General features: G+C 59.5%; 11 protein-coding genes and 1 rRNA gene. 10 read left to right on the forward strand and 2 right to left on the reverse strand.

What is annotated here, in order from left to right:
- Positions 1–134: 134 nt before the first annotated feature.
- Together C2H86_RS15630 and C2H86_RS15635 are read right to left on the reverse strand one after the other, a co-directional pair.
- Positions 135–410: a TfoX/Sxy family protein gene (locus C2H86_RS15630; RefSeq protein WP_159408826.1), complete on the reverse strand. Its 276-nt coding sequence runs from the start codon at positions 408–410 to the stop codon at positions 135–137.
- Between the two features lie 171 nt (positions 411–581).
- Positions 582–2,144, reverse strand: coding sequence for an AAA family ATPase (locus tag C2H86_RS15635; RefSeq protein ID WP_159408827.1), 1,563 nt, complete (start codon positions 2,142–2,144; stop codon positions 582–584).
- Positions 2,145–2,260: 116 nt separating this feature from the next.
- On the opposite strand from C2H86_RS15635, the gene mrcB reads away from it, so the two are divergent.
- The 10 genes from mrcB to C2H86_RS15685 all read left to right on the forward strand — a co-directional run bounded on the left by mrcB (position 2,261) and on the right by C2H86_RS15685 (position 14,166).
- Positions 2,261–4,582, forward strand: a complete 2,322-nt coding sequence (mrcB, locus tag C2H86_RS15640) for a penicillin-binding protein 1B (protein ID WP_159408828.1) — start codon at positions 2,261–2,263, stop codon at positions 4,580–4,582.
- A 16-nt stretch (positions 4,583–4,598) separates the two neighbouring features.
- The gene (locus C2H86_RS15645) at positions 4,599–5,402 is read left to right on the forward strand and encodes a tetratricopeptide repeat protein (RefSeq protein ID WP_159408829.1); all 804 of its coding nucleotides are present in this window, start codon (positions 4,599–4,601) and stop codon (positions 5,400–5,402) included.
- Complete coding sequence (locus C2H86_RS15650) at positions 5,402–5,734, forward strand: YqcC family protein (RefSeq protein ID WP_159408830.1); 333 nt, start codon at positions 5,402–5,404, stop codon at positions 5,732–5,734. Before C2H86_RS15645 ends, C2H86_RS15650 begins: the two co-directional genes overlap by 1 nt.
- Positions 5,735–6,141: 407 nt before the next feature.
- Positions 6,142–7,866 (forward strand): acetolactate synthase 3 large subunit, encoded by a 1,725-nt coding sequence (locus tag C2H86_RS15655; RefSeq protein WP_159408831.1) that lies wholly within the window; start codon positions 6,142–6,144, stop codon positions 7,864–7,866.
- A gap of 1 nt (position 7,867) precedes the next feature.
- Entirely contained in the window at positions 7,868–8,359 is a 492-nt protein-coding gene (gene ilvN, locus C2H86_RS15660) for an acetolactate synthase small subunit (RefSeq protein ID WP_003250040.1), read from the forward strand.
- A 55-nt stretch (positions 8,360–8,414) separates the two neighbouring features.
- Positions 8,415–9,431 (forward strand): ketol-acid reductoisomerase, encoded by a 1,017-nt coding sequence (ilvC, locus tag C2H86_RS15665; RefSeq protein ID WP_056795202.1) that lies wholly within the window; start codon positions 8,415–8,417, stop codon positions 9,429–9,431.
- 150 nt (positions 9,432–9,581) lie between these two features.
- Positions 9,582–10,424, forward strand: coding sequence for a CDP-diacylglycerol--serine O-phosphatidyltransferase (gene pssA / locus C2H86_RS15670; protein ID WP_027917652.1), 843 nt, complete (start codon positions 9,582–9,584; stop codon positions 10,422–10,424).
- A 79-nt stretch (positions 10,425–10,503) separates the two neighbouring features.
- Complete coding sequence (gene msrP, locus C2H86_RS15675; RefSeq protein WP_159408832.1) at positions 10,504–11,517, forward strand: protein-methionine-sulfoxide reductase catalytic subunit MsrP; 1,014 nt, start codon at positions 10,504–10,506, stop codon at positions 11,515–11,517.
- Positions 11,517–12,128: a protein-methionine-sulfoxide reductase heme-binding subunit MsrQ gene (gene msrQ / locus C2H86_RS15680; RefSeq protein WP_159408833.1), complete on the forward strand. Its 612-nt coding sequence runs from the start codon at positions 11,517–11,519 to the stop codon at positions 12,126–12,128. The genes msrP and msrQ overlap by 1 nt, the downstream gene beginning before the upstream one ends.
- 501 nt (positions 12,129–12,629) lie before the next feature.
- Positions 12,630–14,166, forward strand: a 16S ribosomal RNA gene (locus C2H86_RS15685).
- Positions 14,167–14,193 lie beyond the last annotated feature (27 nt).

Here is a 14,193-nt window from a genome sequence, read left to right on the forward strand (position 1 = left end):
CCGTGATTAGCCTGATGAGGAGATAATCTGAGAGTCCGAACCAGGGGCTCTTAGCTTATCCAACCAGTCTCGCGACCAGTTGTGATAATCATAACGATTCTCATTTCAGCGTCAATCCCTTTCGTGTGTTTATTTCAGATTTTTTTTGGGGTTGGGCATTTCGCATCAAGTTGTTGATTGAGCGCTTCCTTGCGTTCGGCTGGCAAATCGTTCCAGTGCATGTCCAGCAATGCACCTTCAATGGCGTACAACAGCACCTTCGACGCCCGGAATCCTCGGGTCTTCACAGCCTGGTAGGCACCCACCGCGCCCAAGCGGCGCAAGTCCGATGCACTGTGGATACCGGCCGCATGCAGCCACTGCGCAGAGGTCTTGCCTAGATTCTTCAGGTGCTGCAATTCATCGTTCATCGAGCCTCCTTGCGATGGCTGAACGGGTCTAGGGAATAAATCGCGAGCAGGTCTGAGAGGAGTGTAGCGGGGGTTGGGAAATGCGCGGCCTTTTGCCATCGGGGACGACGAGCTGTCCTGGCCGGGGCGGAACCTGTTCCGGCAACAGGCCGGAACAGGTGTAATACGACCTTACAGGCCTGGCAGACGCTGGCGAATCTGGTCGATCACCTGGTCCATGCCGCTGGCTTCCTGGGTATCGATGCGGGAGCTGAGTGCCAGCTCCTGCGCATCCAGTGGCTCACGGCTGGCCTGCTGGGCCTTGACCACCTCCAGCGTGGCATCCGACGGGTCGCTGTTCTCGGCCTGGCGCTGCTCCAGCCAGCTGGCGATCACTGCTTCCGGGGCATGGCAGTCGAGGATCAGGAACGGTACGCCAGTGTCATTGGCCACGGCTGCGGCGGCCTGGCGCTGTTCACCCTTGAGGTAAGTGGCATCGAGCACCACCGGAAAACCGGCACGCAAGATCGTCGCCGCCAGCTCATGCAGGCGCTGGTAGGTTGCCACGCTGGCGTCCTGGTCATAGATGCCGGCAGCCAGTTGACCGGCGTTTGGCGCCTGCTGTTCACCGAACAGGCGCTTGCGCTCCACATCCGAACGTACCCGAACCGCACCGAGCGCTTCGACCAGGCGCATGGCCACGTGGCTCTTGCCTACTGCGGAGACGCCATGGGTGATCGCCAGCAGGCGGGAAGGGATGGCGCTGTAGCTTTCCGCCAGGTTGGCGTAGTTGCGGTAGGTGCGCAGGGTGGTGGCGCGCTGCACCGCGTCGGCATCGGCCGACAGGCTGAACAGGGCGACCTTGGCCCGTACCAGTGCGCGGTAGGCCTTGTAGAAGTTCAGCAGTTCCAGGCCGGCGTAGTCGCCGGTCAGCTCCAGGTACTGGCTGATGAAGCGGCGGGCCAGGCACTTGAGGCCACGGTCTTCCAGATCCATGGCCAGGAAGCCGACGTCGGCATAGACGTCGGTCAGGCGGAACGGCTCGTTGAACTCGATGCAGTCGAAGATCACCACCTTATCGTCGATCAGGGTGGCGTTGCCCAGGTGAATGTCACCGTGGCATTCACGAATGAAGCCATTGGCCTTGCGCGCCTGCAGCAGGCCATGCAGGCGCTCGAAGCTGCTGCGCGCCCAGGCCTGGAGATTGTCCAGTTGTTGCAGGTCGGCTTTTTCGCTGAGGAACGGGCGAATCTGCTCGAAGTTCTGCTCGACCGGTGCCATCACGCTTTCCGGGGTACCCAGCGGATGCTCCGGCGACACTTTCGGTGCCTGCAGGTGGAATTCGGCAATCTGTCGGGCCATCTGGTCGATGTGGCCGGTATTCAGCTCGCCATTGGCCTGCAGGGTGCTGAGCATCTGGCCCTGGGGGAACTGGCGCATCTTCAGTGCATATTCGATCGCTTCGCCTTCACCACCGATCTGTGGTGCTTCGGCACTGCCGGTGATAGGCAGGACTTCAAGGTACAGGCCTTCGGTCAGGCGTTGGTTCAGGCGCAACTCTTCATTACAGAAATGCTGGCGCTGGTCCAGGCTGGTGAAGTCGAGGAAGCCAAAGTTCATCGGCTTCTTGATCTTGTAGGCGTACTCGCCGGTGAGCAGCACCCAGGAGATGTGCGTCTCGATGAGTTGGAACCCGTCCACAGGGTGAGGGTACAGGGCAGGGTTCTGCAACGCGTTGATCAAGGCTTGGCTCACTAGAAATCCTTCCGGGGCAGGGAATTCGAAAGCGCCATTATGGTCAATGGTGCCGTCCCTGCCTACCGCCAGAGGGCGCCTGCCTACCCTTTATAAAGTGCGTATAATCCGCCGCCATGACTCGAACCCGAAATCCTCGTACCCCTCAGAAACGCCCGACCGGCCGCTCGCGCGCCTGGCTGGGCTGGGCCTTGAAGCTCAGCCTGGTCGGCCTGGTGATCATCGCTGGCTTCGCGGTTTACCTCGATGCTGTCGTTCAGGAGAAGTTCTCCGGCAAACGCTGGACCATCCCGGCCAAGGTGTATGCCCGGCCGCTGGAGCTGTTCAGTGGCCAGAAACTGAGCAAGAGCGACTTCCTCACCGAACTCGATGCCCTGGGTTACCGGCGCGAGAGCGCTGCCAACGGCCCGGGTGCGGCGGCGGTCAACGGCAATACCGTCGACCTCAACACCCGTGGCTTCCAGTTCTACGAGGGCATGGAGCCTGCGCAGTTCGTGCGTGTGCGCTTCTCTGGCGATTACGTGGCAGACCTTGCCGGTGCCAATGGCAAGAAGCTCGACGTGGTACGCCTCGAACCGCTGATGATCGGCGGTATCTACCCGAAGAACCTCGAAGACCGCATCCTGATCAAGATCGACCAAGTGCCGCCGTACCTGCTCGAGACCCTGGTCGCCACCGAGGACCGGGACTTCTACAGCCACTTCGGCGTGTCACCAAAATCCATCGCTCGGGCCGTGTGGGTCAACACCTCGGCGGGTTCCATGCGCCAGGGCGGCAGTACCCTGACCCAGCAGTTGGTGAAGAACTTCTACCTCACCAGCGAGCGTAGCCTCAGCCGCAAGCTGACCGAAGCGATGATGGCCGTGCTCCTGGAGATGCACTACGACAAGCGCGAAATCCTCGAGGCCTACCTGAACGAAGTGTTCGTCGGCCAGGATGGTCAACGCGCAGTGCATGGCTTCGGCCTGGCCAGCCAGTTCTTCTTCAGCCAGCCGCTGTCGGAACTGAAACTGCACCAGATCGCCTTGCTGGTAGGCATGGTCAAAGGGCCGTCCTATTACAACCCGCGGCGCTACCCTGACCGCGCGCTGGCGCGGCGCAACCTGGTGCTCGACCTGGTGGCCGAGCAGGGCGTGGCCAGCCAGGCGGAAGTCGATGCGGCGAAGAAGATGCCGCTGGGCGTGACCAAGCGCGGCAGCCTCGCCGACAGCTCGTTCCCGGCCTTCCTTGACCTGGTCAAGCGTCAGCTGCGCCAGGACTACCGCGACGAAGACTTGACCGAAGAAGGCCTGCGCATCTTCACCAGCTTCGACCCGATCCTGCAGATGAAGGCCGAAACCTCCATGGCCGAAACCTTCAAGCGCCTGTCCGGGCGCAAAGGTGCCGACGAGGTGGAGTCGGCGATGGTCGTGACCAACCCGGAAACCGGCGAAGTACAGGCACTGATCGGCAGTCGCCAGTCCGGCTTTGCCGGTTTCAACCGTGCCATCGACGCGGTGCGGCCGATCGGCTCGCTGGTCAAGCCGGCGGTCTACCTAACCGCGCTGGAACAGCCCAGCAAGTACACCCTGACCACCTGGGTGCAGGACGAGCCGTTTTCGGTCAAGGGCGCCGATGGCCAAGTGTGGCGCCCGCAAAACTACGATCGCCGCTCGCACGGTACGATCTACCTGTACCAGGGCCTGGCCAACTCGCTGAACCTCTCGACCGCGAAACTCGGCCTGGAAGTGGGTGTGCCGAACGTAATCAAGACCATCGGCCGCCTCGGCGTCAACGTCGACTGGCCGGCCTTCCCGGCGATGCTGCTGGGCGCTGGCGGCATGTCGCCGATGCAGGTCGCGACCATGTACCAGACCATTGCCAACGGTGGCTTCAACACGCCGATGCGTGGCATTCGCAGCGTGCTCACCGCCGAAGGCGAGCCGCTCAAGCGCTACCCGTTCCAGATCCAGCAGACCTTCGACCCAGGTTCCATTTACCTGGTGCAGAACGCCATGCAGCGGGTGATGCGTGAGGGTACCGGCCGCTCGGTCTACAACGTGCTGCCAAGCTCGCTGACCCTGGCGGGCAAGACCGGCACCAGTAACGACTCCCGCGACAGCTGGTTCTCCGGCTTCAGCCAGGACCTGCTGGCCGTGGTGTGGATGGGCCGTGACGATAACGGCAAGACGCCATTTACCGGTGCCACTGGCGCCTTGCAGGTCTGGACCAGCTTCATGAAGAAGGCCGACCCGCTGCCGTTGGACATGCCGCAGCCTGACAACGTGGTACAGGCGTGGATCGATCCGTACAGCGGCCATGGCTCCGACAGAAGCTGTCCGGGAGCTGTGCAGATGCCGTATATTCGCGGCAGTGAACCGTCTGCCGGTGCAACCTGCGGCGGCGAGCAGAATCCGGCAGAATCGGTCATGGACTGGGTCAAGGGCTGGATGAACTAAGCCCTGAGCAGTATTGATGAGGTGTGAATTGAATAAGTGGCTGTTTCCTGCCGTGACGGCGCTGGTAGTGCTCCAGGGGTGCTCCAGCGTGCAGCGTGGCAACATTCCGGTGGTGGACTCGAGCACCCGGGTGTCCAATAGTGAGCGTGTCCAGGCCAATCGTTCGGCAGCGGGCATGAGCAACGGCACCGCGCAGGCACAGTCGCTGCCTGAAGACTCGGGCGTGACCGTGATGATTCCGCAAGGCGCCGGTGCTGCTGGCATCCAGACCTTCCCGGCAGGCAACGGCGCGGCGCCGATCAGCACCGGCCCGATTACGCCGGGCCCTGTTACTTCGGGCCCGGTCAGTTCGGCACCGATGACCACCAACCCCAACCCGATCGCTGACGAACCGTTCGATATCGCTTCGATGAGCAGCGCTCCAGCGGCTTCCAGTGCACCAACCGGCATCCCGCGCAGCAACCCGGCTTCCGGTGGCCTCTCGGCCGATGAACAGCTCGACGGCCCGGTGCTGGCGTTGCTGACCACCGCCCAGTCGCAGCAGGGCAGCGGCGACTACAATGGTGCCGCCTCGAGCCTGGAGCGCGCCCAGCGCATCGCCCCGCGCGAGCCGCAGGTACTGTTCCGCCTGGCCCAGGTGCGCTTGTCGCAAGGCGACGCGCCGCAGGCCGAGCAACTGGCCCGCCGCGCGCTGACTTACGCCAATGGTCGCCCGGACCTGCAGTCCGAACTGTGGAACACCATCGCCCAGGCCCGCGAGAAGCAGGGTGACAGCGCCGGTGCCGCACTGGCGCGGCAGAAAGCGCGGGTCAACTCGTGATGGTCGAACAACGCATTCTCGATATCGCCGACCACCTGCTGCTCATCGAGCGTGAGCTGCAGGTGCAGGGCTGGTGGGATAGCGAGCCGCCCAGCGACGAAGCGCTGGCCAGTACCGTGCCGTTCGCGGTCGACACGCTCAGCTTCGAGCAGTGGCTACAGTGGATCTTCCTGCCGCGCATGAAGATCATCATCGAGCTCGGCCACCCGCTGCCCAATGCCTCGAGCATCCTGGTGATGGCAGAAACCGTGTTCACCAATCGTCCGGAAGAAAGTCGCGAGCTGCGCCGGCTGTTGGCAGCATTCGATCAATTGATTGCTCCTTCCGCCTGATTTCTTCAGTTTTTCCTTCAAGGGCCGCAGATTGTGGCCCTTTTTTATGGAAATCTTATTTTTTCTGCTGCTGACTTGGTTTTTAGTGGTGGCAGGAATTCATCTTGGGGAAAAATTGGCAATAATTTTTCTTGACTTGTAGGCGCCAAATCACAAGAATCCAGATTCCGCTGTAGAGGGACTGCCAGAAGCAGACCCGCTAAGCAGATCATGAGGCGCATACCCGCGCCGCCTGTTACACCCCGCAACGCGTTACCTCGCGCTGGGTGGGAACCCCCCGCAACACTCTGGGGAGCTCCCAATACTTGCTCAGTCAGTGCTGACGTTCGCTCATGCTCTGCTTGGCAGTAAACCTATTAAGACCCGTCCACTAGGGACGGTATTCTGGCGTTTTAGAGGTGAACAACGTGGAGCTTTTATCTGGCGCTGAAATGGTCGTCCGCTTCTTGCGTGACGAGGGCGTTAAGCACATCTACGGGTACCCTGGTGGTGCTCTCCTTCATGTTTACGACGCGCTGTTCAAAGAGCCGGAAGTGGAACACATCCTGGTTCGTCACGAACAAGCGGCAACCCATATGGCGGACGGCTACGCCCGCGCCACCGGCAAGGCCGGTGTGGTGCTGGTAACCTCCGGCCCGGGCGCGACCAATGCCATTACCGGCATTGCCACCGCCTACATGGATTCGATTCCGATGGTCATCCTGTCCGGCCAGGTGCCTAGCACCATGGTAGGTACCGATGCGTTCCAGGAAACCGACATGATCGGCATCTCGCGGCCTATCGTGAAGCACAGCTTCATGATCAAGAACCCGACCGAGATCCCTGAAGTACTCAAGAAAGCCTTCTACCTGGCGCAATCCGGTCGCCCAGGCCCGGTCGTGGTCGACATTCCAAAAGATATGACCAATCCGGCCGAGAAGTTCGAGTACGTCTATCCGAAAAAGGTCAAGTTGCGCTCGTACAGCCCGGCTGTACGTGGTCACTCCGGCCAGATTCGCAAGGCTGCCGAGATGCTCCTGGCTGCCAAGCGCCCGATCGTCTACGCCGGTGGCGGTGTTATTCTCGGCGGTGGCTCCGAAGCGCTGACCGAAATCGCCAAATCCCTGAACCTGCCGGTCACCAACACCTTGATGGGTCTGGGTGGCTTCCCGGGTACCGACCGTCAGTTCCTCGGCATGCTCGGCATGCACGGCAGCTTCACCGCCAACATGGCCATGCACAATGCCGACGTGATCTTCGCGGTCGGTGCGCGTTTCGATGACCGTGTGGTCAACGGCCCGGCCAAGTTCTGCCCGAACGCCAAGATCATCCATGTCGACATCGACCCTGCGTCGATCTCCAAGATGATCAAGGCCGACGTGCCGATCGTCGGCCCGGTCGACAGCGTGCTCAGCGAAATGCTCGGCATCCTCAAGGAAATCGGCGAGCAGCCTGACAAGGCCGCGCTGGATGCCTGGTGGAAGCAGATCGACGAGTGGCGTGGCGACGGTGAACTGTTCCCTTATGACAAGGGCGACGGCAACGTCATCAAGCCGCAGAAAGTCATCGAGACGCTGTGCGAAGTGACCCATGGCGATGCCTTCGTCACCTCCGACGTTGGCCAGCACCAGATGTTTGCGGCGCAGTACTACCGTTTCAACAAGCCGAACCGCTGGATCAACTCCGGTGGCCTGGGCACCATGGGCTTCGGCTTCCCGGCGGCAATGGGCGTCAAGCTCAACTTCCCGGACCAGGACGTGGCCTGCGTGACTGGCGAAGGCAGCATCCAGATGAACATCCAGGAGCTGTCGACCTGCATGCAGTACGGCCTGCCGGTGAAGATCGTCAACCTGAACAACGGTGTGCTGGGCATGGTCCGCCAATGGCAGGACATGGCCTACAACGGTCGTCACTCGCACTCGTACGTCGAGTCGCTGCCTGACTTCATCAAGCTGGCCGAGGCCTATGGCCATGTGGGTATCCGCATCACCAGCCTGAAGGACCTCAAGCCGAAGCTGGAAGAAGCGTTTGCGATGAAGGACCGTCTGGTGTTCATCGACATCGCGGTTGATCGCAGCGAGCACGTCTATCCGATGCAGATCAAGGATGGCTCGATGCGTGACATGTGGCTGAGCAAGACGGAGCGTACCTGATATGCGGCACATCATTTCCCTGCTGCTGGAAAACGAACCTGGTGCTCTGTCCCGTGTGGTCGGCCTGTTCTCCCAGCGCAACTACAACATTGAAAGCCTGACCGTGGCGCCGACCGAAGACCCGACCCTGTCGCGTCTGACGCTGACCACCGTTGGCCATGACGAAGTGATCGAACAGATCACCAAGAACCTGAACAAGCTGGTCGAAGTGGTGAAACTCGTCGACCTGTCGGAAAGCGCTCACATCGAGCGTGAACTGATGTTGGTCAAGGTCAAGGCCACCGGTGCCCAGCGCGCCGAGATCAAGCGCACCACGGATATCTTCCGTGGCCAGATCGTCGATGTGACCGCCAGCGTGTACACCGTGCAGCTGAGCGGCACCAGCGACAAACTGGACAGCTTCATCCAGGCGATCGGCACCGCATCGATTCTCGAAACCGTGCGCAGCGGCGTTACCGGCATTGCCCGTGGCGACAAAGTGCTCAGCATCTAAATTCAAAAATTAGCGATGGCTCCGCAGGGGCCGAGATATAACCAGGGGTATTTTCATGAAAGTTTTCTACGATAAAGACTGCGACCTTTCCATCATCCAGGGTAAGAAAGTCGCCATCATCGGTTACGGTTCCCAGGGCCACGCTCAGGCGTGCAACCTGAAGGACTCCGGTGTAGACGTTACCGTCGGTCTGCGTAAAGGTTCGGCTACCGTTGCCAAGGCCGAAGCCCACGGCCTGAAAGTTGCCGACGTGGCTACCGCCGTCGCTGCTGCCGACCTGGTGATGATCCTGACCCCGGACGAGTTCCAGGGCGCTCTGTACAAGAACGAGATCGAGCCGAACATCAAGAAGGGCGCTACCCTGGCCTTCTCCCACGGCTTCTCGATTCACTACAACCAGGTTGTTCCGCGTGCCGACCTCGACGTGATCATGATCGCGCCGAAAGCCCCGGGTCACACTGTTCGCTCCGAGTTCGTCAAAGGCGGCGGCATCCCTGACCTGATCGCTATCTACCAGGACGCTTCGGGCAATGCCAAGAACGTCGCCCTGTCCTACGCCGCTGGCGTCGGTGGCGGCCGTACCGGCATCATCGAAACCACCTTCAAGGACGAGACCGAAACCGACCTGTTCGGTGAGCAGGCTGTTCTGTGCGGCGGTACCGTCGAGCTGGTCAAAGCCGGTTTCGAAACCCTGGTCGAAGCTGGCTACGCGCCAGAAATGGCCTACTTCGAGTGCCTGCACGAGCTGAAGCTGATCGTTGACCTCATGTACGAGGGCGGCATCGCCAACATGAACTACTCGATCTCCAACAACGCCGAGTACGGTGAGTACGTTACCGGTCCGGAAGTCATCAACGAAGAATCCCGCAAGGCTATGCGCAATGCTCTGAAGCGCATCCAGGACGGCGAGTACGCGAAGATGTTCATCTCCGAAGGTGCTACCAACTACCCATCGATGACCGCCAAGCGCCGTAACAACGCTTCGCACGGCATCGAGATCATCGGCGAGCAACTGCGCTCGATGATGCCTTGGATCTCGGCGAACAAGATCGTCGACAAAGCCAAGAACTAAGTAACATCGCAACATGAAAAACGCGGCTTCGGCCGCGTTTTTTCGTTCTGGCAGTCAGCTTCTGGTATAAAGCAGACCAGTGGCTCGCCGTCAGAACCTGTTTCGCGGGCCCGTGTCGAACATTTTCCATCCTGTTGCAAGGTACCCTCCATGAGCGAACGTCCCGAAGAGCCGAACAAGCCCTCCGACGCCGAAAGCCTGCTACCTGTCGATGAGCACGTTGAAGAAGGGCATGACGCCGAAGGGCGCAAAGTGCGCCATCGCGGCATCTATCTGCTGCCCAACCTGTTCACTACCGCCAACCTGTTTGCCGGCTTCTATTCCATCATCAGCTCGATGAGTGCGCAGAGCGCTGGCGACCCACGCGAGGCGAGCAAGTATTTCGCCTTCGCTGCCATTGCGATCTTCGTGGCCATGGTGCTCGACGGCCTCGATGGCCGTGTGGCGCGCATGACCAATACCCAGAGCGCCTTCGGTGCCGAGTACGACTCGCTGTCGGACATGGTCGCCTTCGGCGTGGCCCCGGCCTTGCTGGCCTTTGGCTGGGCGCTGGGTGACATGGGCAAGGTCGGCTGGATGGTCGCCTTCATCTATGTTGCCGGTGCTGCGTTGCGTCTGGCGCGGTTCAATACCCAGGTTGGCACTGCTGACAAACGCTACTTCATCGGCCTGGCCAGTCCGGCCGCCGCAGGTGTGGTCGCCGGTACCGTCTGGGCCTTCAGCGACTACGGCATCCAGGGCTCCAAGCTGTCGTTCCTGGTGGCGCTGCTGGTTGCCGCTGCCGGCATGCTGATGGTCAGCAACATCAAGTACAACAGCTTCAAGGAGCTGGACCTCAAGGGGCGCGTGCCGTTCGTGGCAATCCTCGCGGTGGTGCTGGTGTTTGCCGTGGTGTTCAGCGACCCGCCGCGCATCCTGCTGTTGATCTTCCTCGCCTATGCGGCTTCGGGGCCGATCCAGTTCCTGCTGCGCGGGCGCCGGCGCAAGGCGTGATAATTATTTAATGCTGGAATAACCCTCCGGCTCCATAGTCTTACTGGTACATCCGTTATCCAGTGCTGTGGAGCCGACCATGCTCATCAAGCTTCCCAGGTCTTCCGACTGCAAGGCAGCGGAGATCACCCCCGAAGGCATCTACCTTTCCCGTCGTACTCTACTCGGTGGCTCACTGGCCGGTCTGGCCCTGGGCGCGCTGCCGGGTGGGGCGAGTGCGGCTGATGTGTCGCGCTATGCCGATGTGGCGCCCGGCGCCGCGCCAGGCTGGTTCACCGACAAACTCGCTGCCGCACGCTGGCAGGCGGTGACGGTCAAGGATGAGGCGATCACGCCGTTCAAGGATGCCACTCACTACAACAACTTCTATGAGTTCGGTCCCGACAAGGGCGACCCGGCCGCCAATGGCGATAGCCTGAAGACCGTGCCCTGGTCGGTGGTGGTGGACGGCGAGGTGGGCAAGCCGGGACGCTATGCGCTGGAAGACTTCGTCAAACCTTATCAGCTTGAAGAGCGCATCTACCGGCTGCGTTGTGTCGAGGCGTGGTCGATGGTCATTCCCTGGCTGGGTTTTCCCTTGGCGCAGGTGCTCAAGCAGGTCGAGCCGACTTCGAAAGCGCGTTACGTACGCTTCGAGACGCTGGAGGATCCGCAGCATATGCCCGGGCAGCGCTCGGGCTTTGCCCTGATCGACTGGCCATATAGAGAAGGCTTGCGCCTGGATGAGGCGATGCATCCGCTGGCGATTCTGGCCGTAGGGATGTATGGCCGGGAGCTGCCTAACCAGAATGGTGCACCGTTACGTCTGGTGGTGCCCTGGAAGTACGGCTTCAAAAGCATCAAGTCGATCGTGCGAATCAGCTTGGTGGCTGAGCAGCCGGGGACTACCTGGCAGGGGCTGGCACCGGATGAGTATGGCTTCTATGCCAATGTGAATCCGACCGTTGACCATCCGCGCTGGACTCAGGCACGCGAGCGGCGTTTGCCCAGTGGGCTGTTCAGCCCCAATGTGCGACAAACACAGATGTTCAATGGCTACGCTGATGAAGTGGCGTCGCTGTATACCGGGCTCGATCTGCGGAAGAACTATTGATGCGCTATCCCTGGTTTCGGCTTGCCATCTTTATAGTAGGGAGTTTGTTCCCTGCTTGGTGGTTGTATGAGGCTGCGATGAATCTGCTGGGGCCGGATCCTGGGAAGATCATCATGGATCGGCTGGGGCTCGGGGCGTTGACCTTTCTACTTGTCACCCTGGGCATGACCCCGCTGCAGAAGCTGACGGGGTGGTCTGGCTGGATCGTGGTGCGGCGGCAGCTGGGGCTATGGGTGTTTGCTTACATCGTGCTGCACATCCTGGCCTATCTGTTCTTTATCCTTGGGTTGGATTGGGGGCAATTGGCGGTCGAGCTGCGCAAGCGGCCTTACATTATTGTCGGTGCGCTCGGCTTTCTCGGCCTGCTGGTACTGGCGGTTACCTCGAATCGATATAGCCAGCGGCGACTGGGCGCGCGGTGGAAAAAGCTGCACAAGCTGGTATATGGGGTGCTTGGCCTGGGGTTGCTGCACTTCCTGTGGATCGTTCGCTCGGATCTGAAGGAGTGGGCTATTTATGCATGCATTGGTGCTGTGCTCATGTTGATGCGGGTTCCTTTGGTTTCGCGGGTGCTTCCCAGGATTGCGCGGCGGCAGGGGAGGGCGGTTTGAAATGTTTTTCAAAGAAAGGGTTGACGCGCTTTCGAATCCCCTTATAATGCGCCCCACTTCCAGCGACATCGGAACGACAAACTCTTTGAGATTCAATGAGTTAGGTAGTTAAGGTGAGGTTGGAGGCGCTTCGATCGAAAGATCGATGGCGGTTGAGATGAAGGTTGACAGCGGTTTTAAACGCTGTATTATTCGCCTCCCGCTAGCGAGTGATCGCAGCGAGTCAAGTGTTTGAAGCTAAACGAGTTTCTCGCAAAAAACTTCAAAATAAACGCTTGACACGAAAGGAGGAAAGCGTAGAATGCGCGCCTCGGTTGAGACGAAAAGCTCTTAACCAAACGCTCTTTAACAAATCGAATCAAGCAATTCGTGTGGGTGCTTGTGAGTATGGACTGATAGTCAAAAAGATTATCAGCATCACAAGTGGCCATGCGAGAAATCACATAGTCATTTGAGATTGCTGAGCCAGGTTTAGGGTTTCTTAAAAACCCAAGCAGTATTGAACTGAAGAGTTTGATCATGGCTCAGATTGAACGCTGGCGGCAGGCCTAACACATGCAAGTCGAGCGGATGACGGGAGCTTGCTCCTTGATTCAGCGGCGGACGGGTGAGTAATGCCTAGGAATCTGCCTGGTAGTGGGGGACAACGTTTCGAAAGGAACGCTAATACCGCATACGTCCTACGGGAGAAAGCAGGGGACCTTCGGGCCTTGCGCTATCAGATGAGCCTAGGTCGGATTAGCTAGTTGGTGGGGTAATGGCTCACCAAGGCGACGATCCGTAACTGGTCTGAGAGGATGATCAGTCACACTGGAACTGAGACACGGTCCAGACTCCTACGGGAGGCAGCAGTGGGGAATATTGGACAATGGGCGAAAGCCTGATCCAGCCATGCCGCGTGTGTGAAGAAGGTCTTCGGATTGTAAAGCACTTTAAGTTGGGAGGAAGGGCAGTAAGCTAATACCTTGCTGTTTTGACGTTACCGACAGAATAAGCACCGGCTAACTCTGTGCCAGCAGCCGCGGTAATACAGAGGGTGCAAGCGTTAATCGGAATTACTGGGCGTAAAGCGCGCGTAGGTGGTTTGTTAAGTTGGATGTGAAAGCCCCGGGCTCAACCTGGGAACTGCATCCAAAACTGGCAAGCTAGAGTACGGTAGAGGGTGGTGGAATTTCCTGTGTAGCGGTGAAATGCGTAGATATAGGAAGGAACACCAGTGGCGAAGGCGACCACCTGGACTGATACTGACACTGAGGTGCGAAAGCGTGGGGAGCAAACAGGATTAGATACCCTGGTAGTCCACGCCGTAAACGATGTCAACTAGCCGTTGGAATCCTTGAGATTTTAGTGGCGCAGCTAACGCATTAAGTTGACCGCCTGGGGAGTACGGCCGCAAGGTTAAAACTCAAATGAATTGACGGGGGCCCGCACAAGCGGTGGAGCATGTGGTTTAATTCGAAGCAACGCGAAGAACCTTACCAGGCCTTGACATGCAGAGAACTTTCCAGAGATGGATTGGTGCCTTCGGGAACTCTGACACAGGTGCTGCATGGCTGTCGTCAGCTCGTGTCGTGAGATGTTGGGTTAAGTCCCGTAACGAGCGCAACCCTTGTCCTTAGTTACCAGCACGTAATGGTGGGCACTCTAAGGAGACTGCCGGTGACAAACCGGAGGAAGGTGGGGATGACGTCAAGTCATCATGGCCCTTACGGCCTGGGCTACACACGTGCTACAATGGTCGGTACAGAGGGTTGCCAAGCCGCGAGGTGGAGCTAATCTCACAAAACCGATCGTAGTCCGGATCGCAGTCTGCAACTCGACTGCGTGAAGTCGGAATCGCTAGTAATCGCGAATCAGAATGTCGCGGTGAATACGTTCCCGGGCCTTGTACACACCGCCCGTCACACCATGGGAGTGGGTTGCACCAGAAGTAGCTAGTCTAACCTTCGGGAGGACGGTTACCACGGTGTGATTCATGACTGGGGTGAAGTCGTAACAAGGTAGCCGTAGGGGAACCTGCGGCTGGATCACCTCCTTAATCGACGACATCAGCCTGCTGATGAGC

It is taken from the genome of Pseudomonas putida, from assembly GCF_009883635.2.
GTDB classification, from domain to species: domain Bacteria; phylum Pseudomonadota; class Gammaproteobacteria; order Pseudomonadales; family Pseudomonadaceae; genus Aquipseudomonas; species Aquipseudomonas putida_W.

What these genes read in the sequence shown, in the direction of transcription:
- C2H86_RS15645 (WP_159408829.1), top strand. Translation starts at nt 4,599, where the DNA reads ATGAGGTGTGAATTGAATAAGTGGCTGTTTCCTGCCGTGACGGCGCTG.
- ilvN (WP_003250040.1), top strand. Translation starts at nt 7,868, where the DNA reads ATGCGGCACATCATTTCCCTGCTGCTGGAAAACGAACCTGGTGCTCTG.
- ilvC (WP_056795202.1), top strand. Translation starts at nt 8,415, where the DNA reads ATGAAAGTTTTCTACGATAAAGACTGCGACCTTTCCATCATCCAGGGT.
- mrcB (WP_159408828.1), top strand. Translation starts at nt 2,261, where the DNA reads ATGACTCGAACCCGAAATCCTCGTACCCCTCAGAAACGCCCGACCGGC.
- C2H86_RS15650 (WP_159408830.1), top strand. Translation starts at nt 5,402, where the DNA reads ATGGTCGAACAACGCATTCTCGATATCGCCGACCACCTGCTGCTCATC.
- pssA (WP_027917652.1), top strand. Translation starts at nt 9,582, where the DNA reads ATGAGCGAACGTCCCGAAGAGCCGAACAAGCCCTCCGACGCCGAAAGC.
- msrP (WP_159408832.1), top strand. Translation starts at nt 10,504, where the DNA reads ATGCTCATCAAGCTTCCCAGGTCTTCCGACTGCAAGGCAGCGGAGATC.
- msrQ (WP_159408833.1), top strand. Translation starts at nt 11,517, where the DNA reads ATGCGCTATCCCTGGTTTCGGCTTGCCATCTTTATAGTAGGGAGTTTG.
- C2H86_RS15630 (WP_159408826.1), bottom strand. Translation starts at nt 410, where the DNA reads ATGAACGATGAATTGCAGCACCTGAAGAATCTAGGCAAGACCTCTGCG.